Annotated in this window: 32 protein-coding genes and 1 pseudogene; 14 read left to right on the forward strand and 19 right to left on the reverse strand. The window is 45.6% G+C overall.

Annotated features, from left to right (window positions below; translation table 11 throughout):
• Positions 1 to 37: 37 nt before the first annotated feature.
• On the forward strand, positions 38 to 1,033 hold the full coding sequence (locus tag EQU50_RS03000; RefSeq protein ID WP_130153669.1) for a DMT family transporter: 996 nt from the start codon (positions 38 to 40) through the stop codon (positions 1,031 to 1,033).
• A 165-nt stretch (positions 1,034 to 1,198) separates the two neighbouring features.
• On the opposite strand, the gene EQU50_RS03005 is transcribed toward EQU50_RS03000, so the two are convergent.
• From EQU50_RS03005 to EQU50_RS08505, 9 genes are all read right to left on the reverse strand, one after another.
• Positions 1,199 to 1,708, reverse strand: coding sequence for a hypothetical protein (locus EQU50_RS03005; protein WP_130153670.1), 510 nt, complete (start codon positions 1,706 to 1,708; stop codon positions 1,199 to 1,201).
• Positions 1,709 to 1,717: 9 nt separating this feature from the next.
• The gene (locus EQU50_RS08350; protein ID WP_165380315.1) at positions 1,718 to 1,858 is read right to left on the reverse strand and encodes a hypothetical protein; all 141 of its coding nucleotides are present in this window, start codon (positions 1,856 to 1,858) and stop codon (positions 1,718 to 1,720) included.
• A gap of 2 nt (positions 1,859 to 1,860) precedes the next feature.
• Positions 1,861 to 2,301 carry a tail completion protein gp17 gene (gene gp17 / locus EQU50_RS03010; protein WP_130153671.1) on the reverse strand — a complete coding sequence of 147 codons (441 nt, stop codon included), beginning with the start codon at positions 2,299 to 2,301 and terminating at the stop codon, positions 1,861 to 1,863.
• A gap of 140 nt (positions 2,302 to 2,441) precedes the next feature.
• Complete coding sequence (locus EQU50_RS03015) at positions 2,442 to 2,666, reverse strand: phage head completion protein (protein ID WP_130153672.1); 225 nt, start codon at positions 2,664 to 2,666, stop codon at positions 2,442 to 2,444.
• Positions 2,663 to 3,217 (reverse strand): head-tail connector protein, encoded by a 555-nt coding sequence (locus EQU50_RS03020; RefSeq protein WP_130153673.1) that lies wholly within the window; start codon positions 3,215 to 3,217, stop codon positions 2,663 to 2,665. The genes EQU50_RS03015 and EQU50_RS03020 overlap by 4 nt, the downstream gene beginning before the upstream one ends.
• Positions 3,218 to 3,220: 3 nt before the next feature.
• The gene (locus EQU50_RS03025) at positions 3,221 to 4,333 is read right to left on the reverse strand and encodes a phage major capsid protein (protein ID WP_130153674.1); all 1,113 of its coding nucleotides are present in this window, start codon (positions 4,331 to 4,333) and stop codon (positions 3,221 to 3,223) included.
• Between the two features lie 101 nt (positions 4,334 to 4,434).
• Complete coding sequence (locus EQU50_RS03030; protein WP_130153675.1) at positions 4,435 to 4,956, reverse strand: HK97 family phage prohead protease; 522 nt, start codon at positions 4,954 to 4,956, stop codon at positions 4,435 to 4,437.
• 2 nt (positions 4,957 to 4,958) lie between these two features.
• Positions 4,959 to 5,867 (reverse strand): phage portal protein, encoded by a 909-nt coding sequence (locus EQU50_RS03035; RefSeq protein WP_242508811.1) that lies wholly within the window; start codon positions 5,865 to 5,867, stop codon positions 4,959 to 4,961.
• Positions 5,815 to 6,201, reverse strand: a complete 387-nt coding sequence (locus tag EQU50_RS08505; RefSeq protein WP_242508812.1) for a phage portal protein — start codon at positions 6,199 to 6,201, stop codon at positions 5,815 to 5,817. The genes EQU50_RS03035 and EQU50_RS08505 overlap by 53 nt, the downstream gene beginning before the upstream one ends.
• Positions 6,202 to 6,498: 297 nt before the next feature.
• On the opposite strand from EQU50_RS08505, the gene EQU50_RS03040 reads away from it, so the two are divergent.
• The 6 genes from EQU50_RS03040 (at position 6,499) to EQU50_RS03065 (ending at position 12,801) form a co-directional block, all read left to right on the forward strand.
• Positions 6,499 to 7,389: a hypothetical protein gene (locus EQU50_RS03040; RefSeq protein WP_130153676.1), complete on the forward strand. Its 891-nt coding sequence runs from the start codon at positions 6,499 to 6,501 to the stop codon at positions 7,387 to 7,389.
• A gap of 273 nt (positions 7,390 to 7,662) precedes the next feature.
• Positions 7,663 to 9,225: a GspE/PulE family protein gene (locus EQU50_RS03045; protein ID WP_130153677.1), complete on the forward strand. Its 1,563-nt coding sequence runs from the start codon at positions 7,663 to 7,665 to the stop codon at positions 9,223 to 9,225.
• Positions 9,203 to 9,733, forward strand: coding sequence for an N-acetylmuramoyl-L-alanine amidase (locus EQU50_RS03050; RefSeq protein WP_130153678.1), 531 nt, complete (start codon positions 9,203 to 9,205; stop codon positions 9,731 to 9,733). The genes EQU50_RS03045 and EQU50_RS03050 overlap by 23 nt, the downstream gene beginning before the upstream one ends.
• A 117-nt stretch (positions 9,734 to 9,850) precedes the next feature.
• Positions 9,851 to 10,093, forward strand: coding sequence for an acyl carrier protein (locus EQU50_RS03055; protein WP_130153679.1), 243 nt, complete (start codon positions 9,851 to 9,853; stop codon positions 10,091 to 10,093).
• 13 nt (positions 10,094 to 10,106) lie between these two features.
• Complete coding sequence (fabF, locus tag EQU50_RS03060; RefSeq protein ID WP_130153680.1) at positions 10,107 to 11,366, forward strand: beta-ketoacyl-ACP synthase II; 1,260 nt, start codon at positions 10,107 to 10,109, stop codon at positions 11,364 to 11,366.
• Between the two features lie 67 nt (positions 11,367 to 11,433).
• Positions 11,434 to 12,801 (forward strand): UDP-glucose dehydrogenase family protein, encoded by a 1,368-nt coding sequence (locus EQU50_RS03065; RefSeq protein WP_130153681.1) that lies wholly within the window; start codon positions 11,434 to 11,436, stop codon positions 12,799 to 12,801.
• 5 nt (positions 12,802 to 12,806) lie between these two features.
• Here the strand turns inward: EQU50_RS03065 and EQU50_RS03070 are convergent.
• The 5 genes and pseudogenes from EQU50_RS03070 to EQU50_RS03090 form a co-directional block, all read right to left on the reverse strand.
• Positions 12,807 to 13,075 (reverse strand): annotated as a pseudogene (locus EQU50_RS03070) (type II toxin-antitoxin system RelE family toxin).
• Positions 13,059 to 13,286 (reverse strand): type II toxin-antitoxin system RelB family antitoxin, encoded by a 228-nt coding sequence (gene relB / locus EQU50_RS03075; RefSeq protein ID WP_130153682.1) that lies wholly within the window; start codon positions 13,284 to 13,286, stop codon positions 13,059 to 13,061. Before relB ends, EQU50_RS03070 begins: the two are co-directional and overlap by 17 nt.
• Positions 13,287 to 13,375: 89 nt before the next feature.
• Entirely contained in the window at positions 13,376 to 14,413 is a 1,038-nt protein-coding gene (locus EQU50_RS03080) for an NAD(P)/FAD-dependent oxidoreductase (RefSeq protein WP_130153683.1), read from the reverse strand.
• A 5-nt stretch (positions 14,414 to 14,418) separates the two neighbouring features.
• On the reverse strand, positions 14,419 to 14,685 hold the full coding sequence (gene rpsT / locus EQU50_RS03085) for a 30S ribosomal protein S20 (protein ID WP_130153684.1): 267 nt from the start codon (positions 14,683 to 14,685) through the stop codon (positions 14,419 to 14,421).
• Positions 14,686 to 14,770: 85 nt separating this feature from the next.
• Positions 14,771 to 16,450, reverse strand: coding sequence for a hypothetical protein (locus tag EQU50_RS03090; protein ID WP_130153685.1), 1,680 nt, complete (start codon positions 16,448 to 16,450; stop codon positions 14,771 to 14,773).
• Positions 16,451 to 16,708: 258 nt separating this feature from the next.
• Here EQU50_RS03090 and EQU50_RS03095 point away from each other — a divergent pair, with 258 nt between their 5' ends.
• A complete protein-coding gene (locus EQU50_RS03095; protein WP_130153686.1) occupies positions 16,709 to 16,981 on the forward strand; it encodes a DUF167 domain-containing protein in 273 nt (90 codons plus the stop codon).
• Position 16,982: 1 nt separating this feature from the next.
• On the opposite strand, the gene hslO is transcribed toward EQU50_RS03095, so the two are convergent.
• Positions 16,983 to 17,894 carry an Hsp33 family molecular chaperone HslO gene (gene hslO / locus EQU50_RS03100; RefSeq protein WP_165380316.1) on the reverse strand — a complete coding sequence of 304 codons (912 nt, stop codon included), beginning with the start codon at positions 17,892 to 17,894 and terminating at the stop codon, positions 16,983 to 16,985.
• A gap of 171 nt (positions 17,895 to 18,065) precedes the next feature.
• Here hslO and EQU50_RS03105 point away from each other — a divergent pair, with 171 nt between their 5' ends.
• The 5 genes from EQU50_RS03105 (at position 18,066) to EQU50_RS03125 (ending at position 22,341) form a co-directional block, all read left to right on the forward strand.
• Positions 18,066 to 18,725: a hypothetical protein gene (locus EQU50_RS03105; protein WP_130153688.1), complete on the forward strand. Its 660-nt coding sequence runs from the start codon at positions 18,066 to 18,068 to the stop codon at positions 18,723 to 18,725.
• A gap of 187 nt (positions 18,726 to 18,912) precedes the next feature.
• Positions 18,913 to 19,821 carry a hypothetical protein gene (locus tag EQU50_RS03110; protein WP_130153689.1) on the forward strand — a complete coding sequence of 303 codons (909 nt, stop codon included), beginning with the start codon at positions 18,913 to 18,915 and terminating at the stop codon, positions 19,819 to 19,821.
• Between the two features lie 44 nt (positions 19,822 to 19,865).
• Entirely contained in the window at positions 19,866 to 20,741 is an 876-nt protein-coding gene (locus EQU50_RS03115; RefSeq protein ID WP_130153690.1) for a hypothetical protein, read from the forward strand.
• Between the two features lie 36 nt (positions 20,742 to 20,777).
• Positions 20,778 to 21,470 (forward strand): YcbK family protein, encoded by a 693-nt coding sequence (locus tag EQU50_RS03120; RefSeq protein ID WP_130153691.1) that lies wholly within the window; start codon positions 20,778 to 20,780, stop codon positions 21,468 to 21,470.
• Complete coding sequence (locus tag EQU50_RS03125; protein ID WP_130153692.1) at positions 21,463 to 22,341, forward strand: nucleoside-diphosphate sugar epimerase/dehydratase; 879 nt, start codon at positions 21,463 to 21,465, stop codon at positions 22,339 to 22,341. The genes EQU50_RS03120 and EQU50_RS03125 overlap by 8 nt, the downstream gene beginning before the upstream one ends.
• Here EQU50_RS03125 and EQU50_RS03130 read toward each other — a convergent pair.
• Together EQU50_RS03130 and EQU50_RS03135 are read right to left on the reverse strand one after the other, a co-directional pair.
• Entirely contained in the window at positions 22,302 to 22,739 is a 438-nt protein-coding gene (locus EQU50_RS03130; protein ID WP_130153693.1) for a hypothetical protein, read from the reverse strand. The genes EQU50_RS03125 and EQU50_RS03130 overlap by 40 nt on opposite strands.
• Positions 22,740 to 22,909: 170 nt before the next feature.
• Entirely contained in the window at positions 22,910 to 24,097 is a 1,188-nt protein-coding gene (locus tag EQU50_RS03135; RefSeq protein WP_130153694.1) for a hypothetical protein, read from the reverse strand.
• 295 nt (positions 24,098 to 24,392) lie between these two features.
• On the opposite strand from EQU50_RS03135, the gene EQU50_RS03140 reads away from it, so the two are divergent.
• Complete coding sequence (locus tag EQU50_RS03140) at positions 24,393 to 25,052, forward strand: leucine-rich repeat domain-containing protein (RefSeq protein WP_130153695.1); 660 nt, start codon at positions 24,393 to 24,395, stop codon at positions 25,050 to 25,052.
• Here the strand turns inward: EQU50_RS03140 and dapF are convergent.
• Entirely contained in the window at positions 24,949 to 25,758 is an 810-nt protein-coding gene (dapF, locus tag EQU50_RS03145) for a diaminopimelate epimerase (RefSeq protein WP_130153696.1), read from the reverse strand. The two genes, EQU50_RS03140 and dapF, sit on opposite strands and share 104 nt — an antisense overlap.
• Positions 25,755 to 26,276, reverse strand: coding sequence for a YceD family protein (locus tag EQU50_RS03150; protein WP_130153697.1), 522 nt, complete (start codon positions 26,274 to 26,276; stop codon positions 25,755 to 25,757). Before EQU50_RS03150 ends, dapF begins: the two co-directional genes overlap by 4 nt.
• Positions 26,277 to 26,393 lie beyond the last annotated feature (117 nt).

Consider the following 26,393-nt stretch of genomic DNA (forward strand, 5'->3'; position numbering starts at 1 on the left):
TTCCATAAGATCACCCTTCGTTCGAAAATGACCCTTTATGAGCAATCTTAAAACCGCCGCCCTTGACGATATTCACACCTCCTTGGACATGCCCAAAAACTTTTCCCCAAAGTCCACCCCTTTGGCTTTTTTAAAGTGGTTCGTCAGCCGTGGTTATGCCCAGGGTGTATTTTGGGCCATCATGATTTGCGTGGTCAGCGTCACCAACGACTTACTCATGAATCATCTGGGCGGACGCCTTCACGTCGTCGAAATTTCGTTTTTCAGATTTCTTTTTAGCATGCTCTCCGTCTTACCCTTGATGCTCTCAAGAGGAACTCAGCTATTCAAAACAGAACAACCCATGATGCATGTCTGGCGCGCTGTTATTGGGGCTTGCGCTTTGGGCTTGTGTTGTTATTCCGTAAACATCATGCCCTTGGCTGAAAACACAACCATCATGTTCGTGGAACCGTTGTTTTTCTTGATTCTTGCTTTTTTCATTCTGGGTGAAAGAGTCAACCTGCAACGTTGGATGGCAACAGGCGTTGGTTTCCTTGGCCTGTCCGTCATTTTGCAACCCGGGACCGAGGCCTTTCAAATCGTTGCCTTTGTCCCTATGACCGCCGCCATCTTGTTTGCGATTTTAAATATCATGGCTAAGACCATGATTCGCGATGAACATTCGTATACGTTGCTATTCTATTTTGGCCTGGGCACCACCTTATTTGCATTGATCCCAGCGTGCTTTTTTTGGCAAACCCCTACCCTATTTGAACTGTTCCTCTTAGCTCTCTTAGGCATTGGCGGCAATATGATTCAGGTATGCCTCTTCCGCGCTTTCTCAGCAACCGAGGCTTCAGGTCTTGCCCCCTTCCGATATGTGGAATTCATCGTAGCCGCCGTCTTTGGTTACCTGATCCTGGGCCAAATCCCAACCTTAATTATCATGCTAGGGGCCGCCCTCATCATCGCCAGCACATTCTATATCACTGTCGTCGAAACCCGCCGCGAAAAACGCGATCGGGCTGATGGGGCTGATGGGGCTAAGTAGATATCTGCTTCGAAATTCGAAGGGGATACCCAATGAATTTCGGAATATGAATTCGAAAATAAGGGGCGAGCGTCCCTCACCTTCAATGGGGTGTACACTTGCTACATGAGGACGAGAGCACCCGCAATTTTCGGAAAGCAGATTTCGAAATTCATTGGGTATCAATTAGATCTCTTCTAATTCCAACCTCCACCCAGCCTTCAACCCCCATTCATTCGTATGCAGGCTATACCGCACCGTCCGCATACTCAGCCACGGCCGATAACTCACAAAACACGGCAAACGTCTTTCCTTTAATCGAACCTGATCAACGCCCAGGCGCTCCACCGAAATCATTTTCTGACTTTCATCCATGGCCACAACCGATTCCTCAACCGCCGCCCGCTCAAGCCTAATCGGGTTATTATTCATATCCGGCAAAACCTTTTGCCATAACCGTTGAATACACCCCACTTGCACAACAGCCCCAGGGCATAATCCGTCAGTCGCCAGGCTTGTTTTGTCGCTGCAATGAATAATCGATCGATACTTGGAACGCGGTGTCCCAACAAACACCAACTCGCCATTAATGGTACGCCTCATCTTCCCTTGTTCTACCGGCAATAATTCCTGTACGCACCCTCTGGCCGACAGAGGCGGCAGACCACCCAAACTTAAAATCAATTCCGTTTCCATTATTATCCCCTACTCTGCCCACCGCGGCTTGTCATGTATCCGACCCCGCACACTTTCCTTCGCCTGATCCTCCAACCATTCCAAAACAGCCGCAGGGCTCACAATTTGTTGCGACAAAGACTCGTCAAATTTTTCTTCTTTAGATTGCATGCTTAAACTCTGATCAGGACATCATAATACTGCTGCACATTCCTGGGTCTATTTGCCGCAGGCCGTTCCACCACATTTTCCGCCAAACGCAGCATCCCCTTTTTCCCATTCTTCAAACTTAGAACTGTCCCGTCCATTGCTTGACGCACACTGGCCGATAAATCCATTGATTCTCGACCACTAGGCGACCTACTAAAAATTGACGCCTTCACTTTAAGACGCGTATTGGCGCTATTTTTACCTAAAGCCATCGACGTCCACACTTCCTCAAGCTCCAATACAATCAACGGCAGCCCCATGCTTGGGGGAACGGCCATATGAATGTTTTCCGAAGCTCCAGCCACCCTCACATCTTCCTGCATCGCCAATAATTGACGAACAGCGTTTAACACACCAAAATCAGCCACCAAATTACTCCCAAGATTAATCCCAAAATCTCTCATTCGTTTACTTTCCCATGGTCAGCAACAACCGCCTCCACAAAGCCAACCGATTGGGAAAGCTGAAATGGGGACAATATATTTAAAATTTTACCTTTCCAGGCTATCGCGCGTAAACCTGCATGTAAAGCATTTCTATCATTTCATTTTCGCATAGCTACTCGATACAAACCCATTGATTTTTGCTCTTCCACAACGTGCCAACCCTCGCCCTGCTGCTGATTCATGGCTGGAATAGGTTTTACCATCGCCCACGTTTGCCCCACCTCCTGCCACTTTTCCTCATAATCACCAACCTCTGTTTCAGAAATCACCCGTTTTAAAAAAGTAATCCGCTCCTTTAAACAACACGCCGTTAAACGCTTCATGTCAGCCCAACCAGTCGATGGGGCGCCAACAACTCTTTAAACAAACTGTCCAGGGTTGACTTACTTTCAAAACTGGCACTGCACCTGTTTTCGTAAAAATCAGCAATTCTCACCAACAGGGCCTGGCGAATACCGGCCGGAATACTCTTGGGATAATCGCCATAACCAGACCGGTAAATCACTTCAACGGCTTCACTATCTGCAACACAAATCAGTTTTGGCATGGAAGACATCGTCTCCAAGCCATACCGTTTCATGGGCTGTTTTCGATCACCTTGGAAAATTTTGTTCACGGAAATAATTTCCATAAGTGGCGGATACGGCAATTTAATTTCCACCAACCCCCCCTTTTCTGACTTATCTGGTTGCCACATCAACTGCCACGTTCGACTGATCAACGATTTCCCTAAATAGCTTTCCACGTTCTGCGTCGCCGCCTGTATAATCGTCAGTAAATAATCATCCTCAAAGGAATGATCAAGACGCAAATGCGCCTTGACCTCTGGCAAACTGACAACCTCAATTTCTGCTGGCTTTAAAACCGTCAACATGATTTATTCCTTTGTAAAATTGACAACTTTAATCGCATCAGTGTTGATCACATCCCCGCCCACACGCTTGGTCGTATAAAATTCCACATATGGCTTGGCACTGTATGGATCCCGCAAGACATGAATATCCCCCCGATCCACAATCTGATACCCTTCCCTGAAATTGGCAAAGGCAACGGCTGTACTGGCCTTCCCCCTTACCAAGGCCGGCATTTCATCCACAATCACCACAGAATGCCCCAACAATGTATGCGGCTGCCCCGCCAACAACCCCGGCTGCCATAAAAAGTTCCCCGTTGATCTGTCTTTCAATCGTCTAATCCCTGCCATCGCACTGCAGGACATCATCCACACAGCCCCCGCCAAATACTCAGGCTTCATGGCACTTAAAACATCCAACAACACATCAGGGTTCGACAACTCTCCATCAACACCACTTTTAAAGGTCTCAATTTTGCCACCCTCTTTAGAACCTGCCTCAACCAATGGATAACTCAAAAACCCCTTTGGCTTCCCATTCCCATCCCCATGAATAAATGCTGCCGTTTCAGTACGCGCAATTTTGTCCGCAATTTTACCAATCAACCAACTTTCCAAATCAATGCTGGCATCATCCAAAAGCTTTTGGCTGGCCCTAGGCTTTGCGTAAATCTGATGCGTTGGAATTTTCAGCTTCATCAATTCCGGTGTCGTTGTCTCCGGTCTGTCTTCCACCTCACCGACCCAACCCACATCGGCGCACCCCTTATCCAGCAATAATTCCAAGCTATCGCCCGAAATACGGGTAACCCGGGCCAGGTTTCTAAGCGGAGACGCCTGCAACAACGTTTGCTGAATATGCTCCATCATCGGCTGCGGAATAAAATACCCCCCGCGCGACCCCTCTTGGGATGTCAAAGACTTTTGGTCATACCCCTCAAATCCCTTCCCCACATAATTCAAAAACGCCTTCTTCTCAAGGCTGTCCCCCTCGCTTTGACCGCCATTCATCAATGGACGATTCTGCGCCGAATACGTTTGATTGAACCGATGATCTTGCTTTTGCTGAAACGCCTTGAAGGAATTCTCTAAATTATTCAACGCTTCATCGATTTTATTGATACTTAAATTTTCCATGATCTTTCCTTTATTTGTTGTTATAAAAAAAGGGAGCCGGCTACCAAGCCTGCTCCCTGTGCATCCCCCCTTTTAAGGGGAAAAATGGTTGAACTCTCTTCTTACATAACCTCCGCCAACCCCCGCAACCGCACCAAAATCCTCGCCTCATCGTCCCTATAATCAAGATTCTTATACGCCGTCACCTTCGCCGCCGGATTCGCCGCAAACGTCACCAACGACACCTCAAACAGCTCAATCGTCTCCAACACCCGTTGCTTCGACTGACGCTGCGCCTTCACCACCTCGTACCCAATCGACAACCCATCCACAATGCCCGACTTCAAAAGGGCATAGGCCTCCCGCCCGTGACGAACATCCAACAAAAGTTTCCCCTTCACATAAAGACCATAGGGATCTTCTTGAATATCTAGCCACACTCCAATCGGTATTTTCGGGTCATGTTGCCACAACATTTTCGGCATTTGCTGCCGCTGGCTCCACTTTTTCAAACTTTGATTAAACGCCCCGGGCGCCACCACCTCTTGATGCAGATACACCATCCCAAACACGCTAGCATACCCCGTGAAAGTCCCATCCTCTTCCAAATTTTTGATATTTAATCGGTGTTCTTTTGTCTCCATTTTCACTCCTTCCTTTCTGCGAATAGAACATTACCGGAATCTAACGGCCCATACCCCACCGCTTGTCGCTTCTCATTAATCGTTAGAAAATCCGCATTCACAATTTTTGACCAGGCCGCCTCCCGACGCGGCGCCAAGGCCGGAATAGCATCCGTGTCATATCCCAAACGCAAATTCTCTCCAAAATAAGGCGTCAGCCACAAATTAAACTCCGCCACCAAAAACTCTAATAACGGCAAAATCGTATCTTCCCACAAATGAAACCGGGCTTCTCGATAATTGGCAAACGTCGCATCCCCCGGCACCCCCGCCAACATAGGCGGCACCCCAAAAGCCTGCGCAATTTCCCTGGCCGACAAATTCTTACCCTCAATGAAATCCAAATCCTTCGGCGACAGTCCCATCTCTTTCCACTCAAAATCCCCCTCCAGCATAATCACCCGACCCGCATTGCGCGCCCCCTCATAGGACGCTTTCAGATCTTGACGCAATGTCTGACGCTGCTCCTCCGTCAATGGATAACTATTCGGGCCTGGCCGAATCATAAACGCCCCCGATGGTCGCCCTCCGTTTTGCATCAACGCCAGGTTATGCCCCGCCACCGCATTATGCTGATCAATCGCCCCGCTAGCGGCCTCCAAGGGGCTCATCCCATACCAATCATGCAACGGGTTAAACAACTTCAAATGCAAGATAGAGGACTGACCCGTCAACGGATCAACCGGCATCTGCTTTTTATGCCCTCCAACCGCGTACTCAAACGCCGCTGGCACCCCACCGCTTCCCGGCACAATCCGTATCCGATCCGGCCGCAAAGGGTACAACTCCTGTGGCTGCCCCTGTTGGTTATAAACCGCCTCAATATACGTATGTCCCCGACAACAACAAATAACTGACCACCGCCTCCACAAAGGCCGCCCCCGCCAAACGCGGGCTGGGGGTTTGCAGCAAATCCAACAAAGGGTGCGTCTCCAGCTCATGCTCATCTTGTTTTTTGCGTTCATATAACAACCACGGAACACTAGCCAAGCCCCGCGCAATCACATTCAGGCACCGATAAACAATCACATTTTTTTGATACCCCTCGTCAGCCAAACTGTCATACCGCTTAGGCGTCCACAACGGCTGCCCCAAAATCCCACAGGCCAACAACGACCCCATTTGACTTGATTTTTGCTCAGTCTTATTGTCCGCTTTATTATCTGAGGACAACAGATTTCTAATAGTATGCAACAAAGAAATCATCGGACCTTTTCTTACACATTAGTGTTTTGATACCCAATGGATTTCGAAATATGAATTCGAAAATAAGGCCAGAGCGCCCGGAATGTACTGAAGTACATGAGGACGCGATGTGGCGTAATTTTCGGAAAGCAGATTTCGAAAGGCGAAGGGTATAACCATTCTACATTTCTTTTACCCCTCTTCCCCCATAGCCCACAAATTTTAAAACGTCCCATAAAAAAGAAGGCAGGTGTATATTTTTTGTTTGTAAAAATCTAAAATTTTACTAAAATTAAAACAAAATCTAAGGTGGAATTTATGAAAAATATAGCAACAAACTTCTTATTGGCCCTCTTGCTCCTGTCAAGCAATACAAGCCTTGTTCAGGCTTCAGCTGCCGCGGACGGTGATAGCATCATCGTCAGGGCAAAAACTTTAAGGAATCAAAGCTCCTCACAGGCTCTAGATCTCCTTCTAGAAGCCGTACCATCTCAAGACCCTCAGATCAGGACGATGATTAATGAATGGGGGAGTGAAGTTTATAACGCCGCAATGAATGGCACCGGTGAATTTGATAAGGAAACAGGGGATGTTTATCTAAAAAGACATGCAAACATGATTCAGAATGGATATGCGCAATCTTGTCTCAACACGATAGCCCTTAGAAGTAGCCGTCGGTACACTGACGCGACGGGACGCCAGTATCTGGAAGATCGCTTTACCAATCACAATGACGCAGATGCCGGCGGGCGCCTTAACACCGCTGCAGCAGAAGGCCTTCGTGGATTTACAGAATCAGCAGGATTGCAATACCTGGAACAACAGGTGAAAAGGTACATGGAACCCGAAGCCCTGGCTAAACTAACTGGCGAAGCATATGACAAACAATTAACAATTAATGCGTTAGCACAAAATGCGATAGACCAGTTTATTGAGCTTATGTACAAGCCCACATTGCCTAAATATGAAATTAATGCAGCGGTTACATGGTCAGTTGATTATCCACCATCAATCGTCGTCGAGGTGCACAGAAGCATGCAACCAGATCCAAATTATTATCCAGAAAAGACTATTTTTCAAGCTTACGCTCCAACACTTTTCGAAAAGACCCAAGAACAATACCAGGCAAAACTCGTTAAAGATCTAGAACCAGAACTTAAAAACACAACAGAATGGTGGAAAAACGCCAAAAAGAATGGAACGTGGTGATAAAGCATCTCGGGTAAAGGGGGGGATGTCCAATTTATACTTACAACTTTTAATCGTCCCAAATGACCCTGCTAACGATTCTTTAAGCTTTTAGCTATTAGAATAGAGGGCATGGAAACAGCTACCCCATTCAAATCATTTTTCGGGATTTTTATGACAGAGATTTTTTACAGAAACAAGGCGAGAAAGCCGCGAATAGTCATTCTATTTAAGGCTTTTGAACCGCGGTTTATGGGAAAAAGATCAAACAGAAAAACAGGGGAAATGGTTTGAATGGGGTATACTCACTCCCCCCCAACGTTAAAGCAAATCTTGCTAACCCAAGGTTTGATTACCCACGATCAGTTGAGCGTCGCAGAAGACGAAAAAAAGCGAAGCCCACGGTTTTTGGGCGAAATACTGGTCGATTTAAAATTCATTGAATCAATCCAACTGCAACAGGCACTCAGCCAAAAAACTGGCCTACCCTATATTGACCTAACTCAAATTACCCCAGACCCAGACGCCTTATCGCTTTTGCCTCTGGACACGCTGCAACAACACCAGGCCGTCCCTTTCGCCTATGACAAGACCACAAAAATCCTCTCCCTTGCCATGGCTGATCCCGAACATATTTTATGGGTCGACAAACTGCGCGAAGCCCTTCCATACCCATCAAACCTTCACCTCCACCACGCCGACCCCCAACAAATTCTGGCCCTCCTGCATCGGGCCCACCCCACCCAGGCTCTCTCCTCCCATGACGACAGCATCACCAGGGTCGAGACCATTCTAACCCAGGCCGTCAAGGCCGGCGCCTCCGACATCCATTTCCAGCCAGAGGAACAATTCATTCGCCTGCGTTATCGCATCGATGGCTTGCTTCAAACGGAACAAACCTTCCACAAACAAGATTGGTCAGGGGTCTCCGTGCGCTTAAAAATTATGGCAGGGCTTGATATTGCCGAATCGCGCCGTCCCCAAACGGGTCGGTTCGACCTTCGCCTCGCCGGCCATCAGGTGGATTTTCGCCTGTCAACTCACCCGACCATTTTTGGTGAAAACATCGTTGTGCGCCTGTTGGATAAAGACAAAACTCTTTTGCGCCTTTCTGAATTGGGATTCTCACAACCCCACATCGATTACCTAAAAAAAGCATCCAGCCTCCCCCAAGGCATGATTATCGTCAGCGGCCCCACCGGTTCTGGAAAAACCACCAGCCTTTATGCCCTGTTTGCCGAAATGGATTCCCGCAATCGCAACATCATGACTTTGGAAGAACCCGTTGAGTATCATCTGCCCGGCATTCGCCAAACCGACATCAAAGAGGGCGGCATCATCAGCTTTGCCGATGGCGTTCGCTCCATCCTTCGCCAAGACCCCGACGTCATCTTCATTGGTGAAATTCGCGACGAAGCCACGGCCAAAATGGCGCTAAGATCAGCCATGACTGGACACTTGGTCATTGCCACCGTTCACAGTTACGATTGTTATGGCGTCCCCGCCCGCCTGGTGGACCTTGGCCTTCAACCCTCCCTTTTAGCCGGCCATATTCTGTGCGCTGTTTCCCAACGCTTGGTTCGAAAAATCTGCCAAAATTGTCAAACACACAAATGCGACGATTGCCATCAAACAGGCTATAAGGGCCGCAGCGCCCTGGTCGAAATTCTACAATTTGATGATGAAATCGATCAGATGATTGCAAACGGAGCGAACCGCAGCCTCATCAAACAACACTGCTTACAAAAAAACCATTCCACCCTTTGGCACGATGGACAAGCCAAGCTTGCCGCTGGTATAATAACAACAGATGAATTGAAACGTGTTCTTGGTGATGCTCCTCCATCCTTCGCCTAACTTCGATGACAGGCCCTTAAACACCATTGTCGATACCATCGTCATTCATTATACCAACATGTCCTCAGCAACTGTCTCATTACAACGGCTATGCGATCCACTTCACAAAGTCAGCTCACACTACTTAATTGATCAGGACGGCACCATCTACCAATTGGTGGCCGAGGAAAAACGCGCCTGGCACGCCGGTGAAAGCATTTGGCAGGGCCGCCCCCGGGTCAATGATTTTTCCATTGGCATTGAACTCCACAACCCGGGCGATGTTCATTTTTTAGAAACCGGCGCTTGGCACCCCTACCCTGACACTCAATATCAGGCCCTGCTGTCGCTTTTAAAAGACATCGCCACCCGCCACCCCCTTGTCACCCAAAATACAGTGGGGCATTGTCATATCGCCCCCGCCCGCAAAATCGACCCCGGCCCCCATTTCGATTGGGATTGGCTGGCACGCAAAGGCTTTACAAGCTTATTGATGAAGTCTGATATCGGGAAATTGGTTTTTTGTTGATAGAAATGAAGTGCCCTTAGTATACATTGTTATAAACTTTTTAATCATGGTTCTTGAGTTTTATCAGAAATCTGTTATGTATTATGAAAAGTTTTAACCCAACAGTAAGGAACCTCCATGACTGATATCTCTCAGCGTGTTAAGAAAATTGTAATTGACCATCTCGGTGTTGACGAAGCAAAAGTCGTTGAAAACGCTAGATTCGTTGATGATTTGGGCGCAGACAGCCTGGACCAAGTTGAACTTGTTATGAAGTTCGAAGACGAATTTGGTTGTGAAATCCCTGATGATGCTGCCGAAAAACTGACAACGATTCAATCAGCCATTTCTTATATACAATCACAAGCCGCCAACGCTTAAAGGTTTTCATTAAATGCGTCGAGTCGTAATTACGGGAATGGGGGCGGTTAGCCCCCTGGCAAATGGTGCCGAGGCAACTTGGCAACGTCTGATGCGATCTGAATCGGGCCTTCGGACCATCACGGGTTTTGACATTAGCGGCCTGCCTGCTCATGTTGCCGGTCAAGTTCCGTCCGACCCGACCCATGAAAACTATTTCAATCCTGATGACTACGTGGCCTTAAAAGACCAACGTAAAATGGACAAGTTCATTGTGTTTGGCATCGCGGCAGCAGCCCAGGCCATTAAGGATTCTGGATGGTCTCCATCGACTGACGAAGAAAAGGAACGTACAGGCGTCATTATTGGGTCAGGCATTGGGGGATTATCCCAGATTTATGACACGTCTTTAACCTTGAACGATCAAGGCCCCAGACGCGTTAGTCCTTTTTTTATCCCCGCTTGTTTGATCAATCTTGTCTCGGGCCACGTGTCCATTCAGCATGGCTTTAAAGGCCCCAATCACGCGGTGGTGACCGCCTGTGCCACAGGTGCCCATGCCATTGGTGATGCTGCCCGCCTTATTCAATATGGCGATGCTGATGTAATGGTCGCTGGCGGTACCGAAGCCGCCATTTGTCGCATTGGCGTTGCGGGGTTTGCCGCAGCCAGGGCTTTATCAACCAATTTTAATGATAACCCAAAAGCAGCTTCCCGCCCCTGGGATCGCGATCGGGATGGATTCGTGATGGGGGAAGGTTCTGCCATTTTGGTATTAGAAGAATATGAACATGCTAAACGACGTGGCGCCAAGATTTACGCCGAAGTTATTGGTTATGGCCTAACAGGCGACGCCTATCACATAACAGCCCCGGCTGAAGATGGTGATGGCGCCTTTCGTGCCATGCGCCAAGCCTTGCGCAATGCCAAACTGAATCCAGAAGACATTGACTATATCAATGCCCACGGTACATCAACTCCGTTGGGCGATGTGGTCGAAGTACGGGCCTTAAAACGCCTGTTTAGGGATCATGCTAAAAAGATTGGTGTTTCATCCACAAAGTCTTCCATTGGTCACCTGTTGGGGGCTGCCGGCAGCATAGAGGCGTTATTTTGTGCGCTTGCTTTGCGTGATGGTGTTATGCCGCCAACTTTGAATCTGGATAATCCTTCGGAAGAATGTGATTTGAACTTTATTCCGCACAAACCTCAGGAAAAGCCCTTAAAGACCGTGATGTCCAATTCCTTTGGTTTTGGGGGAACCAACGCTTGCCTTATTTTAAGGCAGGTTTAGTTTATATACCCGCAATTTTCGGAGAGAAGATTTCGAAAGGTAAAGGGTATTCTAAAAGGGTTCGTTTATGAAAATAACTATGGTAGGTTCTGGGTATGTGGGGCTGGTGACAGGCGCATGCTTTGCTGAGTTTGGTTTCGAGGTTATCAACGTTGACGTAGATCAGGCTAAAATTAAGGCCCTGAACCAGGCACAGATCCCCATTTATGAGCCCGGCTTAGAATCTTTGGTCCAACAAGGGCTTAACAAAGGCCGACTGACCTTTACCACCAACCTATCGCAGGCCGTTCAAAATTCTCAAGTCGTGATGATTGCGGTCGGAACCCCGTCCCGCCAGGGCGATGGCCATGCTGATTTAACCTATGTGTTTCAGGCGGCTGAACAGATCGCAGCCTCACTGACCCCTTATACAGTTGTTGTAACCAAATCAACGGTGCCGGTCGGGACCTCTCGTCAGGTAGCTGAGATTATTGAAAAAACCCGCCCCGATTTAAAACGTGGGGTCGATTTTGATGTGGTCTCAAACCCCGAATTCCTAAGAGAAGGGTCGGCTATTAATGATTTCATGCGCCCCGATCGCGTGGTGGTTGGCACCGACAGTGAAAAGGCCCGGCAAGTCCTGTCACGGCTTTATCGACCGCTCTACCTGATTGAAACACCTATTGTCTTTACAAACATAGAAACGGCTGAATTGATCAAATACGCCGCCAATGGTTTTTTGGCTATGAAGATTGCCTTTATCAATCAACTGTCTGATTTGTGTGAAAAAGTTGGCGCCGATGTGCAAGAGCTTGCCAAGGGCATTGGCCTTGATGGCCGCATCGGTCGTAAATTTTTGAACGTTGGGCCGGGATATGGAGGATCGTGTTTTCCAAAGGATACCCTAGCGCTTAGCAAAACGGGCCATGATCAAAAAACGCCCCTGACATTGGTGGATGCCATCATCAAATCCAACAATGATCGAAAGGACGTGATGGCTGTCCGGATTCTTCAGGCCTTAAGCAAGCGCGGCCCGGTCGAGGGGGCACAAGTTGCCATTTTAGGCATCACCTTCAAACCTAATACAGATGATTTGCGCGACGCCCCCAGTTTGGTCATTGTGCCAGCCCTTTTAAAGGCCGGCGTGAAGGTTCGCGTCTATGACCCCCTTTATTATTTAGGGTCTGAACGTCTGGGGGGAATTGACAAAGATTGGCCGTCTGTGACCTGGGCCCAAGGTCCTTATGAGGCCATGGACCAGGCTGATGGCGTTGTCATTTTAACGGAATGGAATGAATTTCGGGCCCTGGACATTGACAAAATAAAAACCAGTCTCAAAACGCCTGATCCCGCCCTGCCGCTGTTAATCGATTTCCGCAATATCTATAAGCCCGCTGAAATGAAGGGGATGGAGTATCATTCGTTAGGTCGTGGGGTCGGGACCGTTTGTGGTTAGAAGTCTTAGCGATAGACATCTTTTCTATTGCCTATTCTGACGACAAGAACTTTTAAGGACTTATCTACAATGCTGCTGATAATTCGGTATTTCCTACTCGATATTTCCAAAGAGTTTGAAATTGTGACCCCTTCAAAGCCTCGCCAATACTTCGAGGGTCACTTAAATGAGAAACACGATCGAACAAGTACTGCAAAATGCGTTTGGCGTCCTGAGGGTCAAGTCTCTTCAGAGCTTTTTCTACGTGTGGATCTAATTCAACTGTCCAGACCATACTTTTTCATAACTTCTTGAAGGGGAACTGTTTTTGTGCGACCCGCATAAATGTCTCCAAGCCTCTTTTCAGCCAGGTACACGTCTTCAATGTTGCTCAGGTGCTCAAGGATTGCTTCTTTGACATAAAATGATTTACTGCGACCTGTTTGCAAAGATAAATCATCGAGGCGTTTTTCTATCTCATCTGGCAATCTAATTGAGTAAGTCATGGCTAACTCCCCATGTAATGCATATAATACATTGTAATTGTTTCAACCTTATTTTATAAGATTGAATTCCCCGTGCGAGTATTCACTACCTAAGCTTTCGGCACGCCCTGCGTGGTCGAATACTCGAAATGCACCACTTCGTCAGGGTACAAAAAATGGCGGATGGCATGGGCCGCCTGGGCCGCCTCCGCAAAGCCTGTCAGGATCAGTTTTAACTTGTTCGGATACGTTGCAATGTCGCCAATGGCGTAAACCCCGGGACGATTGGTGGCCGCTGTCGTTGGGTCAATGGTGATATGGTTGTGAGTCAAGCCCAAACCCCATTCGGCGATAGGTCCCAAATTCATTGACAACCCGAAAAAAGGCAATAAATAATCAGCACGCAATTGTTTATTGTGGCCATCCAGAGATTCAACCTCAACGGCAGTCAGCTGCCCATCAACGCCCGTTAAACCCGCCAATTGATACGGAATCACCAAATCAATTTTGCCATCGGCAGCTAATTGTTTCAACTGACGTTCCGTCTCAGGGGCGGCCCGAAATTTATCACGCCGGTGCACCACAGAAACTCTGGCGGCAACATCACTCAGGGACAAGGCCCAATCAACGGCCGAATCGCCGCCACCCGCAATCACAATATGTTTATGGCGATACGTTTCCCGCATTCTAACGAAATAATGGATGCTGGTTTTCTCGAATTCTTCCAGGTTCTTTAGCGGAGGGCGATTGGGACCAAACGCCCCGACACCGGCTGCAATGATGATGGCTTTGGCTTCCACCACAGTGCCTTGGGTACCTGTCAAACGCCACGATTTTCCATGATCGTCCAGCGCCTCGACGGTATGGACCTGCTCTTTAAGATGATAGATGGGGTCGAACGGAGCCGCCTGAAGTTCCAGGTTTGCCGCTAAGTGCGCTCCCAAAATGGTTGGGTGGGCCGGAATGTCATAAATAGGTTTTTCAGGGTAAAGGGCCGCACATTGTCCCCCAACTTGGTCCAAGGAATCAAATGCATGACACTTCAACCGCAGCATGCCGCATTCGAAAATAGAAAACAACCCTACTGGGCCGGTCCCAATAACGACGACATCTGTTTGATGTATGGCGGCCACAGCAGACTCAATCAATACGCTTAAGCCAAAGCCTTAGCGCGCTTTGCCAGGCGGGAAACCTTGCGGGCAGCCGTATTGCGGTGCAAAACACCCTTGGTCACGCCGCGCTTGATTTCGCGTTCAGCCTGAACCAACGCAACAGTCAACTGTTCCTTTGGGGTCCCTGGAATTAATAAGTCTTCTAACTTCTTGATAAACGTGCGAATACGGCTCATGCGGTTTTTATTAACCGCTGTGCGACGTTCGATTTTACGAATACATTTCTCGGCTGATTTATGCGATGCCATGGTAACCTTTTAAAAAACTATAATTTGCAAACAAAATTTGTACCTAATATTGCCCAAAAGCCAGTGAAGGTCAATCAGAAAGTCATTAATCCAAGACAGTCGCGTTCAGCATAAGCAAAATAGGCAACTTTAAGGAACGATCAATTTTGCCTTGGGTAATCAAATAATCAAGGGCGCGCCCGCGGTTGGCAAAATGATCATCCTCATCCTGTACGTTGTAACGGGGGTCTTTTATGGCCCCAGTTTCTAATCTGCCTTCCTCTACTCTGGCCAAAGGCAAATGAGAATAGACATTCAACCAGTTGAAGTGCTCCTGAGTGACCTCTGTCCCTTGATCCAGATTTTCTGTTTCCCCCAGGGCTGCTAATTCATCTATCAGTTCTTTTATACGAATGGATGCTCTTGCTGCCTCCACCTCTTCTTGCTCCGCATCTGCATTTGGTTCACGGTGGGCAAGGCGTTGCAGCTCTGGTCTCAGGACGCTAGTAATATTAAACATATCGCGGAATTCTCTTGCCCCCCGAGGCTGTCGACGGAAATAAGATACCCCTTTATATTTAACCAAGAACGCTTCTCTTTTTATTTTATTTCCATTATGAATTCTTGAGATGTATTGAATAAGCCAATTATAACCCCCCTCATCCAATGTTTTTGCGCCTTTCTCAGGCTCCCACTGACTAACTGTTTTACCCGCTAACGCCGCATCATAAGCTGCATCTACACCGTTGAATTCTCTAAAACGCATCGATTCTACTACTATATCAATCAAAGTCTTACGATTATCGTCTTCAACGCCATTCAAAATACCTTTAAACAGCAACTGGGCCAAGTTGTGGGGTGTTGACGTCTGTTCACGTGATTGGGCCATTAATAACCGCCACAACGTTTTCAGGTTTTCAAGGTTCGCCTGAACGTGTGGGCCGTCAGGATCAAAATCTTTCAAATAAGTTTCAAGTTTTTCTATTTGTGACAGACTGATGACACCTTTAAGATGCCCTGATTCAACCAAAGATTCCAAAGTCACCAAGTGGCCGGTTCTTTCAAAAAACGCATCAAATTGACGACCATCAATCTGAATACTTTGGAAAAACCCCTTTCCCTTCAATAGAAATTCTAAAGACACCTCGGAAGTCCCATTATACCCCGCACCTAAACACTGAAAGACAGTGAAAAAATGGCCGTTCAGATGCGGTTGCGATTTTAAAATTCCATGGGCATTAAAGGCGCCAAAAATTGTTTCATTGAATTTTTCCGCGTTTCGCTTTCTTTCGGCAAATGTCTGGCCGACCTTACGCAAAATCCGCTTTAATTTTTCTTCCGTGTCAGAGTCTGCCCGCTTATCGCTGACACCCCAACATCCAGAGAATATCTGCAGCAAAGCGTGGTCCGCCAGACCAATTAATCCGGCATCATTGTCTTTGTGACAAGATTCTTTCAAGTCATTAAGCTGCAAAACCACATCGACCGCTGTGAGAGTATTTTTGAGACCAACAATACTCCAGAGTTTCTGCCATTCTGTGTAATCAGGGGCCTTAAACAAACGATCGATTGATTGATCTTGTTTTTTCAACAGCTGCGTTACATGCGCGAACAGGGGGAATTTTGTTTGCTTTGCTGAACTCTGCTGAGGCTGTATTGAAAGTTTTATAGCTCTCCCCATTTCCGCTTGTTCTCGTTGGTTTTGCTCTTCTACAGAAAGCGCAATAGTGGCTTGCATCAAATAGTCATCATCATCAAAATGATCACCCGCATGACCATGCGCCATTAACCCCATTACACAAAAAAATAAAGTAATCTTTTTTAAACACATATTCTGAAAACCGTTCTTAAACGTTAATACAAAAACATCCTCTTACATAAAAACTAATTACCTGCAAAAGGATTAAATGTAAAGTATAATAATAATCTATTTTAGACTTGTTCAATTTTTTGGAATCGATGAGTGTTTTCCATCGGATGAAAGATTGGTAATCTTTAGGGTGAATTCGTTGACAAGTAACTTGCGTTATGTTGATTAATAACCATGGACAAAATCCTTGAATTTTTTGACAACAAAATTCCATATACGTTGACTGTTCGGGTAACCCCGAAAGCATCGGCCAACCGCCTGAAAGCCCAGATTCAAGAGGATGGCACGGTACTGATTCGCGCATATTTAACCATCGTTCCAGAGGATGGCAAAGCCAACAAAGCCCTGCTTAAAATGCTGGCGAAAGAGCTTGGCCTGCCTTTAGGGGCGTTTGAAATTACCCACGGCCTTAAAAGTCGAACCAAAACCATCAGGATTAACATCTGAATTAATTCACACCAAATCGATAATCGGCGGTACAAAATTCGCAAACAACTTTGATCTCTCCATCAACAGCCATGTCCATGCGATCCTCCAATGGGAAGTTTTGAATGACTTTTTCGATGCGATCTTTTGAGCAGGAGCATTGGGCCTTCAACGATTTTGGTTCTAAAAGCTGCAACTGGCGTTCATGAAAAAGGCGATGCAACAGCTGCTCGCTGCCCAGGTCAGCGTCTAACAATTCGTGTTTGGTTAACGTTCCCAATAGACTCAGATTCGTTATCCAATCGTCTTCTTCTTGCTCTTTCTGTTCAGAGGTACTTGTTTGTTCTAAAGGCAAGCGTTGCAGAATCAAAGCCCCTGCCATCAACTGCCCATCCGAACGGCTCGGTTGACTAAATACAACCAACCCGGTGGCTATTTGGTCCGATTGACGAAAAAAGTGATGCATGCAATCCGCTAGCGTCTTCCCAGTCAACTCAACAATCGCCTGATACCGTTCGGTTTGATGGGCAAGGTCTGCTGTAAAAACCATAAACCCTTGTCCAAAAACATCCAGCAAGGACAGCGAATGATAATCCTTTGTGCTTTCAAACGCAGGCGCCAATTGGGCATAGGCACGCACGTGACCCTGCGTATTGATATCAACCGTGATCAGACGGATGGGCCCCTCATGATCAGGGTGCGCCGAAACTTGAAGGGTAAAAATACCATCATATTTAACATCAACCGACAAGGCCGCGGTTAAGGCCACCAATTCGGCGACATATTGGTTGACGAAATCAGGATATTGGTGATTCGCCAAAAGCTCCTCAATCACGGACCCCAGACGAATCAGCCGCCCTTTAACATGGGCATGATCAAGGTAGAAGGGAAAAACACCTTCCGCTGTGGAAGACAAGAAATTTGAAACAGCCATAAACATCCTATTCTAATGTCCTTTAATCCATACGCCCTTTGGGGAAAAAAGATCAAACATAAAAACAGGAGGCCCATTAAAAGGTTTTAAAATTTTAGTGTTAATTTGAAATAAATTCACCTTAAAATGTATCTGTCGTCAACGGATCAAATTTAATAAGGAGTCTTAAAAGTGAGCTTAAGAAAAGAATTTTTGTATGGTTTGGTGCTGCCTTGCCTGTTTACCAGCACAGGTTTAATAGCATCTGATAGTCAATTGGATCAAGCTGCATTGAAAAACGGTATCTCAGCCTTGCAATCTGGAAATAAGGGTTCTGCTGCAAAACAGACAACTTTAAAAGATGAATCAGATAGTGATACTGAAGAGCCGTTGGCTTTTTCCTCGAACTGGACAGGCGGTGCACAAGCCCCCCAAGAAAAAAAGGGTGAAACTGTAGCAACACCTGCAATTCCTGTCGTTGACGATATAGACAGCAGCGATTTAGAGGATGAATCCGACAAGAAATCTGTCGCTAAACCCAAGGTTGAGAAAGGAAAACGGCGCAAGGAAAAATTAGGGGGGAGTAGTTCCACTTCCGACACGGCCAGTATTTGGGCAGCATTGAATCAATTGGGCGCAGAAGATAATGATTCTTCCGATCTTGCAGATTTACCGACCGTAACTGTCAAAACTCAAACCGCACCTGGGATTGCTAATCACAGAAGAACCAACACCCAGGAATTAGTATCTAAATTATCGATAATTACAGAACAAAATAGCATGATGATAAAGCAACAGACAGAGTTAATCATGTTGATGAAACAATTTAAAAATCCGACTGATGCAAAATAAAACCCGGGAAGAGGTTTCCTCTTAAGCCTAGAATATCGACAAGGCAGTAGCTTAGTCTCTGCCTTTATACTCCCCATTCAAATTATTTTTCACTCCCTCGATATTTTTTCCTTTTTATTAAGACTTCGTTAAATTTTTGTATGGCAAAATTATGAATGAAATTTAGTAAAATTTAAGAAGATAACGCATGAAATTTAACAAAAAAATTTTTAAAATTGCTTTTTTTAGTCTGGTCTTATGGACAACTCTAGCTCAGAATGCCTTTTCAGCTGATACAAATCAGAACGATATAAACAATGCCACTTTAGGCTCTAACACCTCTAACTCCAGCATACCCACTCCTGTCACTTCCCCAACCATTCAAGAACCTTCACTAAGTTTAACCGATTTTTCCGCAGGGCTTTCTGCGTTAAGTAGTCCCGGATCGACTTCGGTAAGTGTTTCTCAAGAAAATATCTGTCAAAGTTGTGCCACTGGAAGCCTTTGTGCACATGCTAAAAGAGACTTAGCATCTGCACCTTCCCAGTTCGAAACCGTTGATCAAGAAACACAAATCTTGGCCCTCAAAACATTATTGAGGTTTTCAACTGAAACTATTGCCCTTCCGACTGGGGCAAAGCTTTTCGATATCGCGAAAACGATATCTTGTTCCATAAAAAAGGCCGAATTATTGGGATATTTGATGGCAAGAGGGTGTGTTGATGTCCGCCGTCAAGCTGCTGATGCGCTTACCTATATCTTAAGTGGGGGAAACTCTAATATATGTACTGCCGATATACTGAATTCTTCAAAGATTTTGGATGATTGTCAGGATATCCCATTGGACATCCGTTTGGCTGCAGCGAATGCAGCATTAGAAGAAGCTATTAACAAAAACAGCTTGAACAACAACGAAATTCCAATGACCTCAAACTTAAGGCGAACTATTGCAGCACCTGAGCCCTTTATCTCTCAGATTGTGGTCAAATGCCTTTACAAAGCCCCAACGACTTCGCCCCTTATTACTCTTTTTAGCAGGGCTGCAAACGACCTTAGGGGGGATGAATATTTTCTTTCAGATCTTGCACGCCGAATTCTAGGGCAAGCTTACCTGTAAAAAAAGGCCTTTTGTTGTTAGAAAAAACATTTCTGGAGAATAGCATGAAACTTGATACCTTGAAGATATCCTTATTGGCTCTTGTCTTTGCCCTTGGGTTTAATGGCACTGCTCAATCAAGCAATTTTGGATGTGATTCCGACTCAGACGATGAAGCTCGGGCAAACAGACGCACTATTATGAAGCGTTTGCTTAAAATTGGTGAAGAAAAAGCTCCAAGTCACTGTGGTTCCAGTTATATTTCACCCCGAAAAGAAGCTGCGGGTTGGTTGGAAAAATTCAATAATGGTCAGCAGGAACTTGCTATTATGTCCTTATATGGAATGTTAGAAACAGGCTCTCAACAAAGGAAACTGGCTTCTGGTAACGCTTTGATACAACTGATCATTCAGACAAATCCGAAACCTTCCATCAGCCAGGAAAAACAAAAGTCATCTGAAAAAACAGGAAAATCCATCACTTTAACAGCAGATGTAGACTTAAATTCTTGCAAAATTGCTCAATTGATTGAGAACTTTTCAAGAAATTTCAATGCTCGTTTAGTGGCTAAAGCTGAGGCTGGCCTTGCCAACGGTGGAACGGAGCATGCTGCTGCTTTTAATCCATTATCGCTTCAGGCCCAAATGACTCAATTCAGCGATCTTACTTTTTATGCGAAGTTATTAGAACAATGTGGTGTAAAACTGGACTTTAAAGGCAAGGGAGCCTTGGATATAACGATTGATCCATTCGGAAGTCTTGCCACTTCATCACAAGATTGTGAAATTGACAAAGGCACAAAACAAGCCATCAAAAAGATCATCAAAGCTTTCGAGTGTTCTCCGATAACACCGTCTATTTCAAACCTGTTGAAAAAAGTTTTGCCCTATGGAACGCCTAAACAACAAAAAATCATAAAAAGGATGATTGAGGATTCATAAGAACTGACCAAAAACGCTTTTTTAGATTGAGCTTGATTGTGTAATTCATTAGGGTATATTAATACTTTTTTTGATTTAACGGTGATGGTCATTAGTCTATCAAGGCGTCAATTTCTGGGAACAGTTTTTAAAGCTGGTGTTTTCGTAAGCTTGCCGTCAGGCTTATTAGTTCGGGATCAAAAACCAATAGAAATGCTTTCAACTGTTGTTGAAGCAGCTAAGGTTGAGCAACCAACGGCATCGCAAAAAGTTAAAAAAACCGTTCTCAGACCCTTAAAAAAGGTTGTTAGTTTCTACAACAATCATACGGGTGAGTTTTTGAAAAATTGCACATTTTGGGCTGACAATAAATTTTGTTCCCAGGCACTGTCTGCTATCAACCGGTTATGTCGCGACCATCGTACAGGTTTGATTAAGCCCATTGACCCCCAACTTCTGCTGTATTTGAATAAGATTTTAGAAAAAGTAGATACCACCAAGATCGTTAATATTGTTTCAGGTTACCGATCTGTGGCGTCTAACCAGCACTTGTGTGAACAAAGCCAAGGGGTCGCCCGCAACAGTTACCACACAAAAGGTCAAGCGATGGATTTTTATATCCATGGCATTTCAACACGCACTCTTTTCAAGGCAGCCTTAAGTTTAAAAAAAGGTGGAACGGGCGGATACTCTCAATTTGTTCACATTGATACCGGTCAGGTCAGACGCTGGGGATTTTCAAATGCTTGAAGGGAAATTCAATACAAACAACTGGGGGGCAGAACTTTTAAGAAGTTGGGTACAACACCTTAAAAAAAGATTCGATATCGCCCGTAATCACCCTAATATGATGATGCCTCAAACCGTGTTGGTGTTCGACACATTGATGGCCTTTCTGTCCTTGTTTATCGCCCTTTATCTTCGGGTGGGGGATGAATTTTTAGATTATTCGCCCCAATTTATTTTAAAAAATATGGTGGTTTTTTCGCTAACTGCGGCCAGTATTTTTTGTTGGATGCAGACGCACCGGACGTTATGGCGATATATTACGTTTGAGGATATGGTTCCTTTGGCCTTGGCCGCCCTTTTGGCCAACGTCCTTTATTTCCCCTTGATGATTTTAATTGCCCAACAAGAATCCATGCCCCGATCAGTTGTTGTGATTAACAGTTTGGTTTCTATCATGTTACTGGGCGTTCCCCGTTTTTTGTATCGTCTTGTTCAGGAACGCCATCTGCAGCAAAATAAACGAAAAGACGCCGAGGCCGCGGTGCCTGTTTTGCTGATTGGGTGCAGCATTCACGCGGAAAGTTTTATTCGTGAAGCCTTCCACAGTCCCAATTTGCCCTATGACCCGATTGCCTTGATAACCCTTGACGACGAGGAGATTGGACGCAAGATTCATGGCGTTCCCATTACAGGCAGCTTGAAAGAATTGGCATCTGTTCTGAATGATTTGAAAATCGAGAACCGTATGCCAAAGCAACTGATCATCACCCATAACCAAATAGAAGCCAAAGATCGCCGATTTATTGCCCAAACCGCGCGACTTTACGGCCTAACTTTGATGCATTTGCTGCATCATTTTTCGTTGGATGTGGTTGAAGAGGACGAGGGGTAGTTTAGAGGTTGCAGTGCATCGTTCAACGCTAACACGATCTTTTGTTCATGTTGTTCAACCGTGCAAAGACGGCGTGGGGTTATATCCACCAGCTTTTTGATAAGGACGGGAGTCACAAGATAAAGATCGCCTGTGGAATCTGGTCGTCCTGGACAAGTATAATCCTCACCAGTTTTCAGATAATGCCACTCGCTTGTTTGGCCGGTTTTAACCCTGACCAGCTGCACTTGTATGCCTTCTTTTCCATGATTCACAATTTGGATGCTTGATTTATGCTGGTGCGAGGGAATAGTGTTTAGGATGCTGAATTGGGCTCCATTGATTTCTATATCGTTGCCCCTTACAGATTGGCAGAAAAATAACACCAGGGCAGCTGGGATCATGTAAAAACTTTTCATAATCATGTCTATACAATTAAATTTTCTATTAACTTAATTTTAGGCGTTTTATTATTAATATAAGGTTAAGTTGAAAGTTGGATTTAAGCCAGAACCGGTGATAACTCAAAATGGGGGTTCCCCATGGAGAGACACCCTTATTCTTTTGATCAATGGTCTGTTTAATAGACTCATGGTTGAAATGTCAGGCCGGCACTATTCACTGCTGCGGGAGAGGGGGTAGTAACAGTCACAGGTGCCTGATAAGCAACACTTGCAACAGCAGCATGGAACGCAGCTGCAGTCGCCGTCGTTCCAGGTGTCGCTGCAGAAACCGTGATAACAGAGACAGGTTCATTGACATTGTAAGCCATGTATTGTTGCGGATCCGACAACATTTGCACGCTTCCAACCAATCCAACTGGTGTGCCTATATTTGACGCCGTGATCGCTTGCGGCGTGCTGGCGTCATTCGTGACAAGCGATCCTACTCCCGAGTATGTATTGCCCGCATTAAGACTTGGAAACGTATACGACTGCCCCGCAGAGATGGTTACGTTTTGGGTGGCAGCTGCGTTACCGTTTTGGAACAGGCTTATACTGATGGTTGATGCTGTGGAGTTTATGATAATTGCTGCTGTTTGCTGACTTTCTGAGGGCAACGAGAACAGGGGCTGATAAACTTGCTGGCCCACACTAACTGGTGTCAAATCGCTGGGGGCAGGCTGTACGGGCCCTGGTGATGGATCGACGGCAGGTGTGACAGGTGGGGATACGGGTTGTAATGTTCCCAAAAGGGCCGCAAAGAAATTGGCAGAGCTTTGTTGACTGTAATTGGGTATTTGAACAGAAATAACCATGCCTAAGGTATCTTGACTTACATTCCAAAATGCCCAATTTGGATAAGGATCATTCGTCACTACGTTCGTATGTCCCTGGAAGCCAACGCCTATACTGCCGGCAGTTAAGGCGGCTATCGTTTGCGTTGGATCCTCGCCATTAATAACGGGACAACATACCCAGGCATTCGCGGAATTGATGGGAGTATTCCAGTATGCATATCCGCCAGGCTGAATATAGGCGCTGCTAGAATCAAGATTAGTGATGGAGGGTGAAGTGACAGTTCCATCACTGGTCAGTAGGACCAGATTCATAGGAAACCCGCCTTGATGGTTTTGATAAGCCCATGTGTTATTAAAAATGGCAAATGGTATCGTGGATGTTGGCTGTTGGTCAGAATTGTCAGTGGTAAGGGGAAACAACCTTATATAGGTGCTTCCGTTTGCAGTTACCTGCGTCAAGTCAGGCGTACCTGACCCCATGACGGATTGGCACATGAACAAAGCCAAAGCGGCTTGCATTAGGTGGTTCTTTCTCATTTTTAAAACCCTTTTTAATTAAATTTATTAGTCACAATATAATCTTACATTTTCTTTATTAAAATATTGTTAAAATAAAAAATGTATAGAAATGTCTAAGGAAGACAACGTCTGCAACAAAACCGCACGAAGGTGCGTCGCTGACCAGAATTGTCTCATCGCGCACACAAATAAAAATTCAATAATCTCTAGCTTTTTATTGTTTCTTAAGACTTTATTAATAGCTTTATGTTATTTGGATTGGTGCGGTAACAAGATGATATTTTTAACATCTTCAACCCCATAGGAGGCGAACATGAAAACCAATTTACTTACTTTTGCAGCCACCATTCTTATCCTTGAACCTTGCCAGGCCAGTAATTCATTTTTTGATGAATCGACTAATGCTGGTCCAAAAATCACAGAAATTAATAAGACATGGTGCGGACTTTCATCAATCACTATTCCAGCAGACCAATGGAGGGATGTTGAAACCCTTTATTTGGGCAGCAACAAATTGACAAATATCCCTGTCGGTTTAAGTGAATTACCAAAATTGAAACAGGTGTATTTGGAAAACAATCAGCTTCGATCTGTAGATGATGCTGCTGTTCAGCAATTTAGAAGAATTTCGACTTTGCACCTGCAGGGTAATAAAATGCACCGCGTCTCAAAGACGATTGGGGATCTGAACGACTTAAAAGAGTTAAATTTGGCCTTTAATGAACTGACCAGCTTGCCAGCGGAAACAGCACAGCTTGAAAAAAGCTTGAGTACTTTGAACTTAATGGGCAACCCTTTGATGAAACATGGTGAAAAAGGGGCTTTAGGTTGGGAGGACTTGCAGAAAATTTTTGGCAACAAGTTTCTTTTTAATCCGCCAAAAAAGAGCCTGCATAAATCAGCTGAGCTTCACCTTGCATCAGAAAATGGTCAGTCCCAAGATGAACACCTAACACGCCCCCTTGCTGCTTAACTTGAACATCATGATCAATCAAACCCAGGGCCTGACCCGCTGCAGCGGCAGCACAGGCCCCCGTTCCGCAAGCCTGCGTAAAGCCCGCTCCTCGTTCCCAAACTCTTAAATGCAAAGTCTGTCGATCGACCTCGGTGGCGAACCCCACATTCACCCGCTGGGGCATGGTTGGGTCAAGTTTAGGCAGATACGTTTCTAAAAGAGGCCCCCATTTTTCACAAACAGACAGGTCATTAACGAAACAAACCAAATGGGGATTTCCTAAATCAACAAAAACAGCCGATGGATTGCCAAAATCATCAAAAATATTCAAATCAATTGTTTGAACACAAACTGGCTTTGGCAAAACAACACGAACAGTCCCATCCTTTAAAAGGGTGCAATCCAAGGTACCCCCCGCCGTTTGCAAAGTGACTTTTTCAAGGTTGTAACGTTGAATCAGCAGCTTTGCAACACAAAGACTACCATTGCCGCAGGCTTCAGCCTCTGAACCATCAGAATTGAAAAAACGAACATTATGAATACTGCCATTGTCACCAGCGGGATAAACGTAAATAACCTGATCACATCCAACCCCCCAACGGCGATCAGCCATTTTTTGACTGAGGCTGGGTAGGGTTGTTGGGTCAATCAAGGTGTGGTCAGTAATGATCACGAAATCGTTCCCCAACGCACATGCCTTGATGAACGAAAGGGACCCTATCATGGCTTTAAAGATTTTAAAATAGCAAAAGGATTCGGTTTTTTTGAAGGAGGCGAATTTTCTGAGTCAACTATTAGTTGATCCGAATCTGCTGAGGCACGGGGATAGGGATTTAAGGATAAAGACAAATACTGCGCAGATATTTCGCCCAAATCAACAACGTCTTCAATGCTAAATTCTATATCATCATCTTCGTGATCATGAAAAGTTTCGTCCTGATATCGTTGATCAACAACGTGAAAGCTGAAGCGACTGTCGACACTTTCCGGCACCTCTTTCAAACTGACAACGCAGCTTTGAATAACCTCAGCTTGAAGACTGCCCGTCAGGTAATACCCTTTGTAGGCTGTGTGGCCCGATTCAATGGCGTATTCCATCTTCAATTTATCAATGCTTACGACACCAAACCGTTGGGCTAAAGCTGCAGCTTCGCTGGGTGTGGCCTTTAATGAATAAAGCAAATTCTTTTTGTGAAGACGTTCTAAATTAACAAGGCGGCTTAGTTCGACGTAGGGTTCCATAAAACTCAAAACACAACAGGAGTTGACATAACCCTAAGCTACACCACTTTCAAATGATTTTGCGAGTTTTTCTGTTTGATTTTTTGCCCATCAACTCTTCCATAAAATTCTCGCAAA

This window comes from Candidatus Finniella inopinata (genome assembly GCF_004210305.1).
GTDB lineage: Bacteria > Pseudomonadota > Alphaproteobacteria > Paracaedibacterales > CAIULA01 > Finniella > Finniella inopinata_A.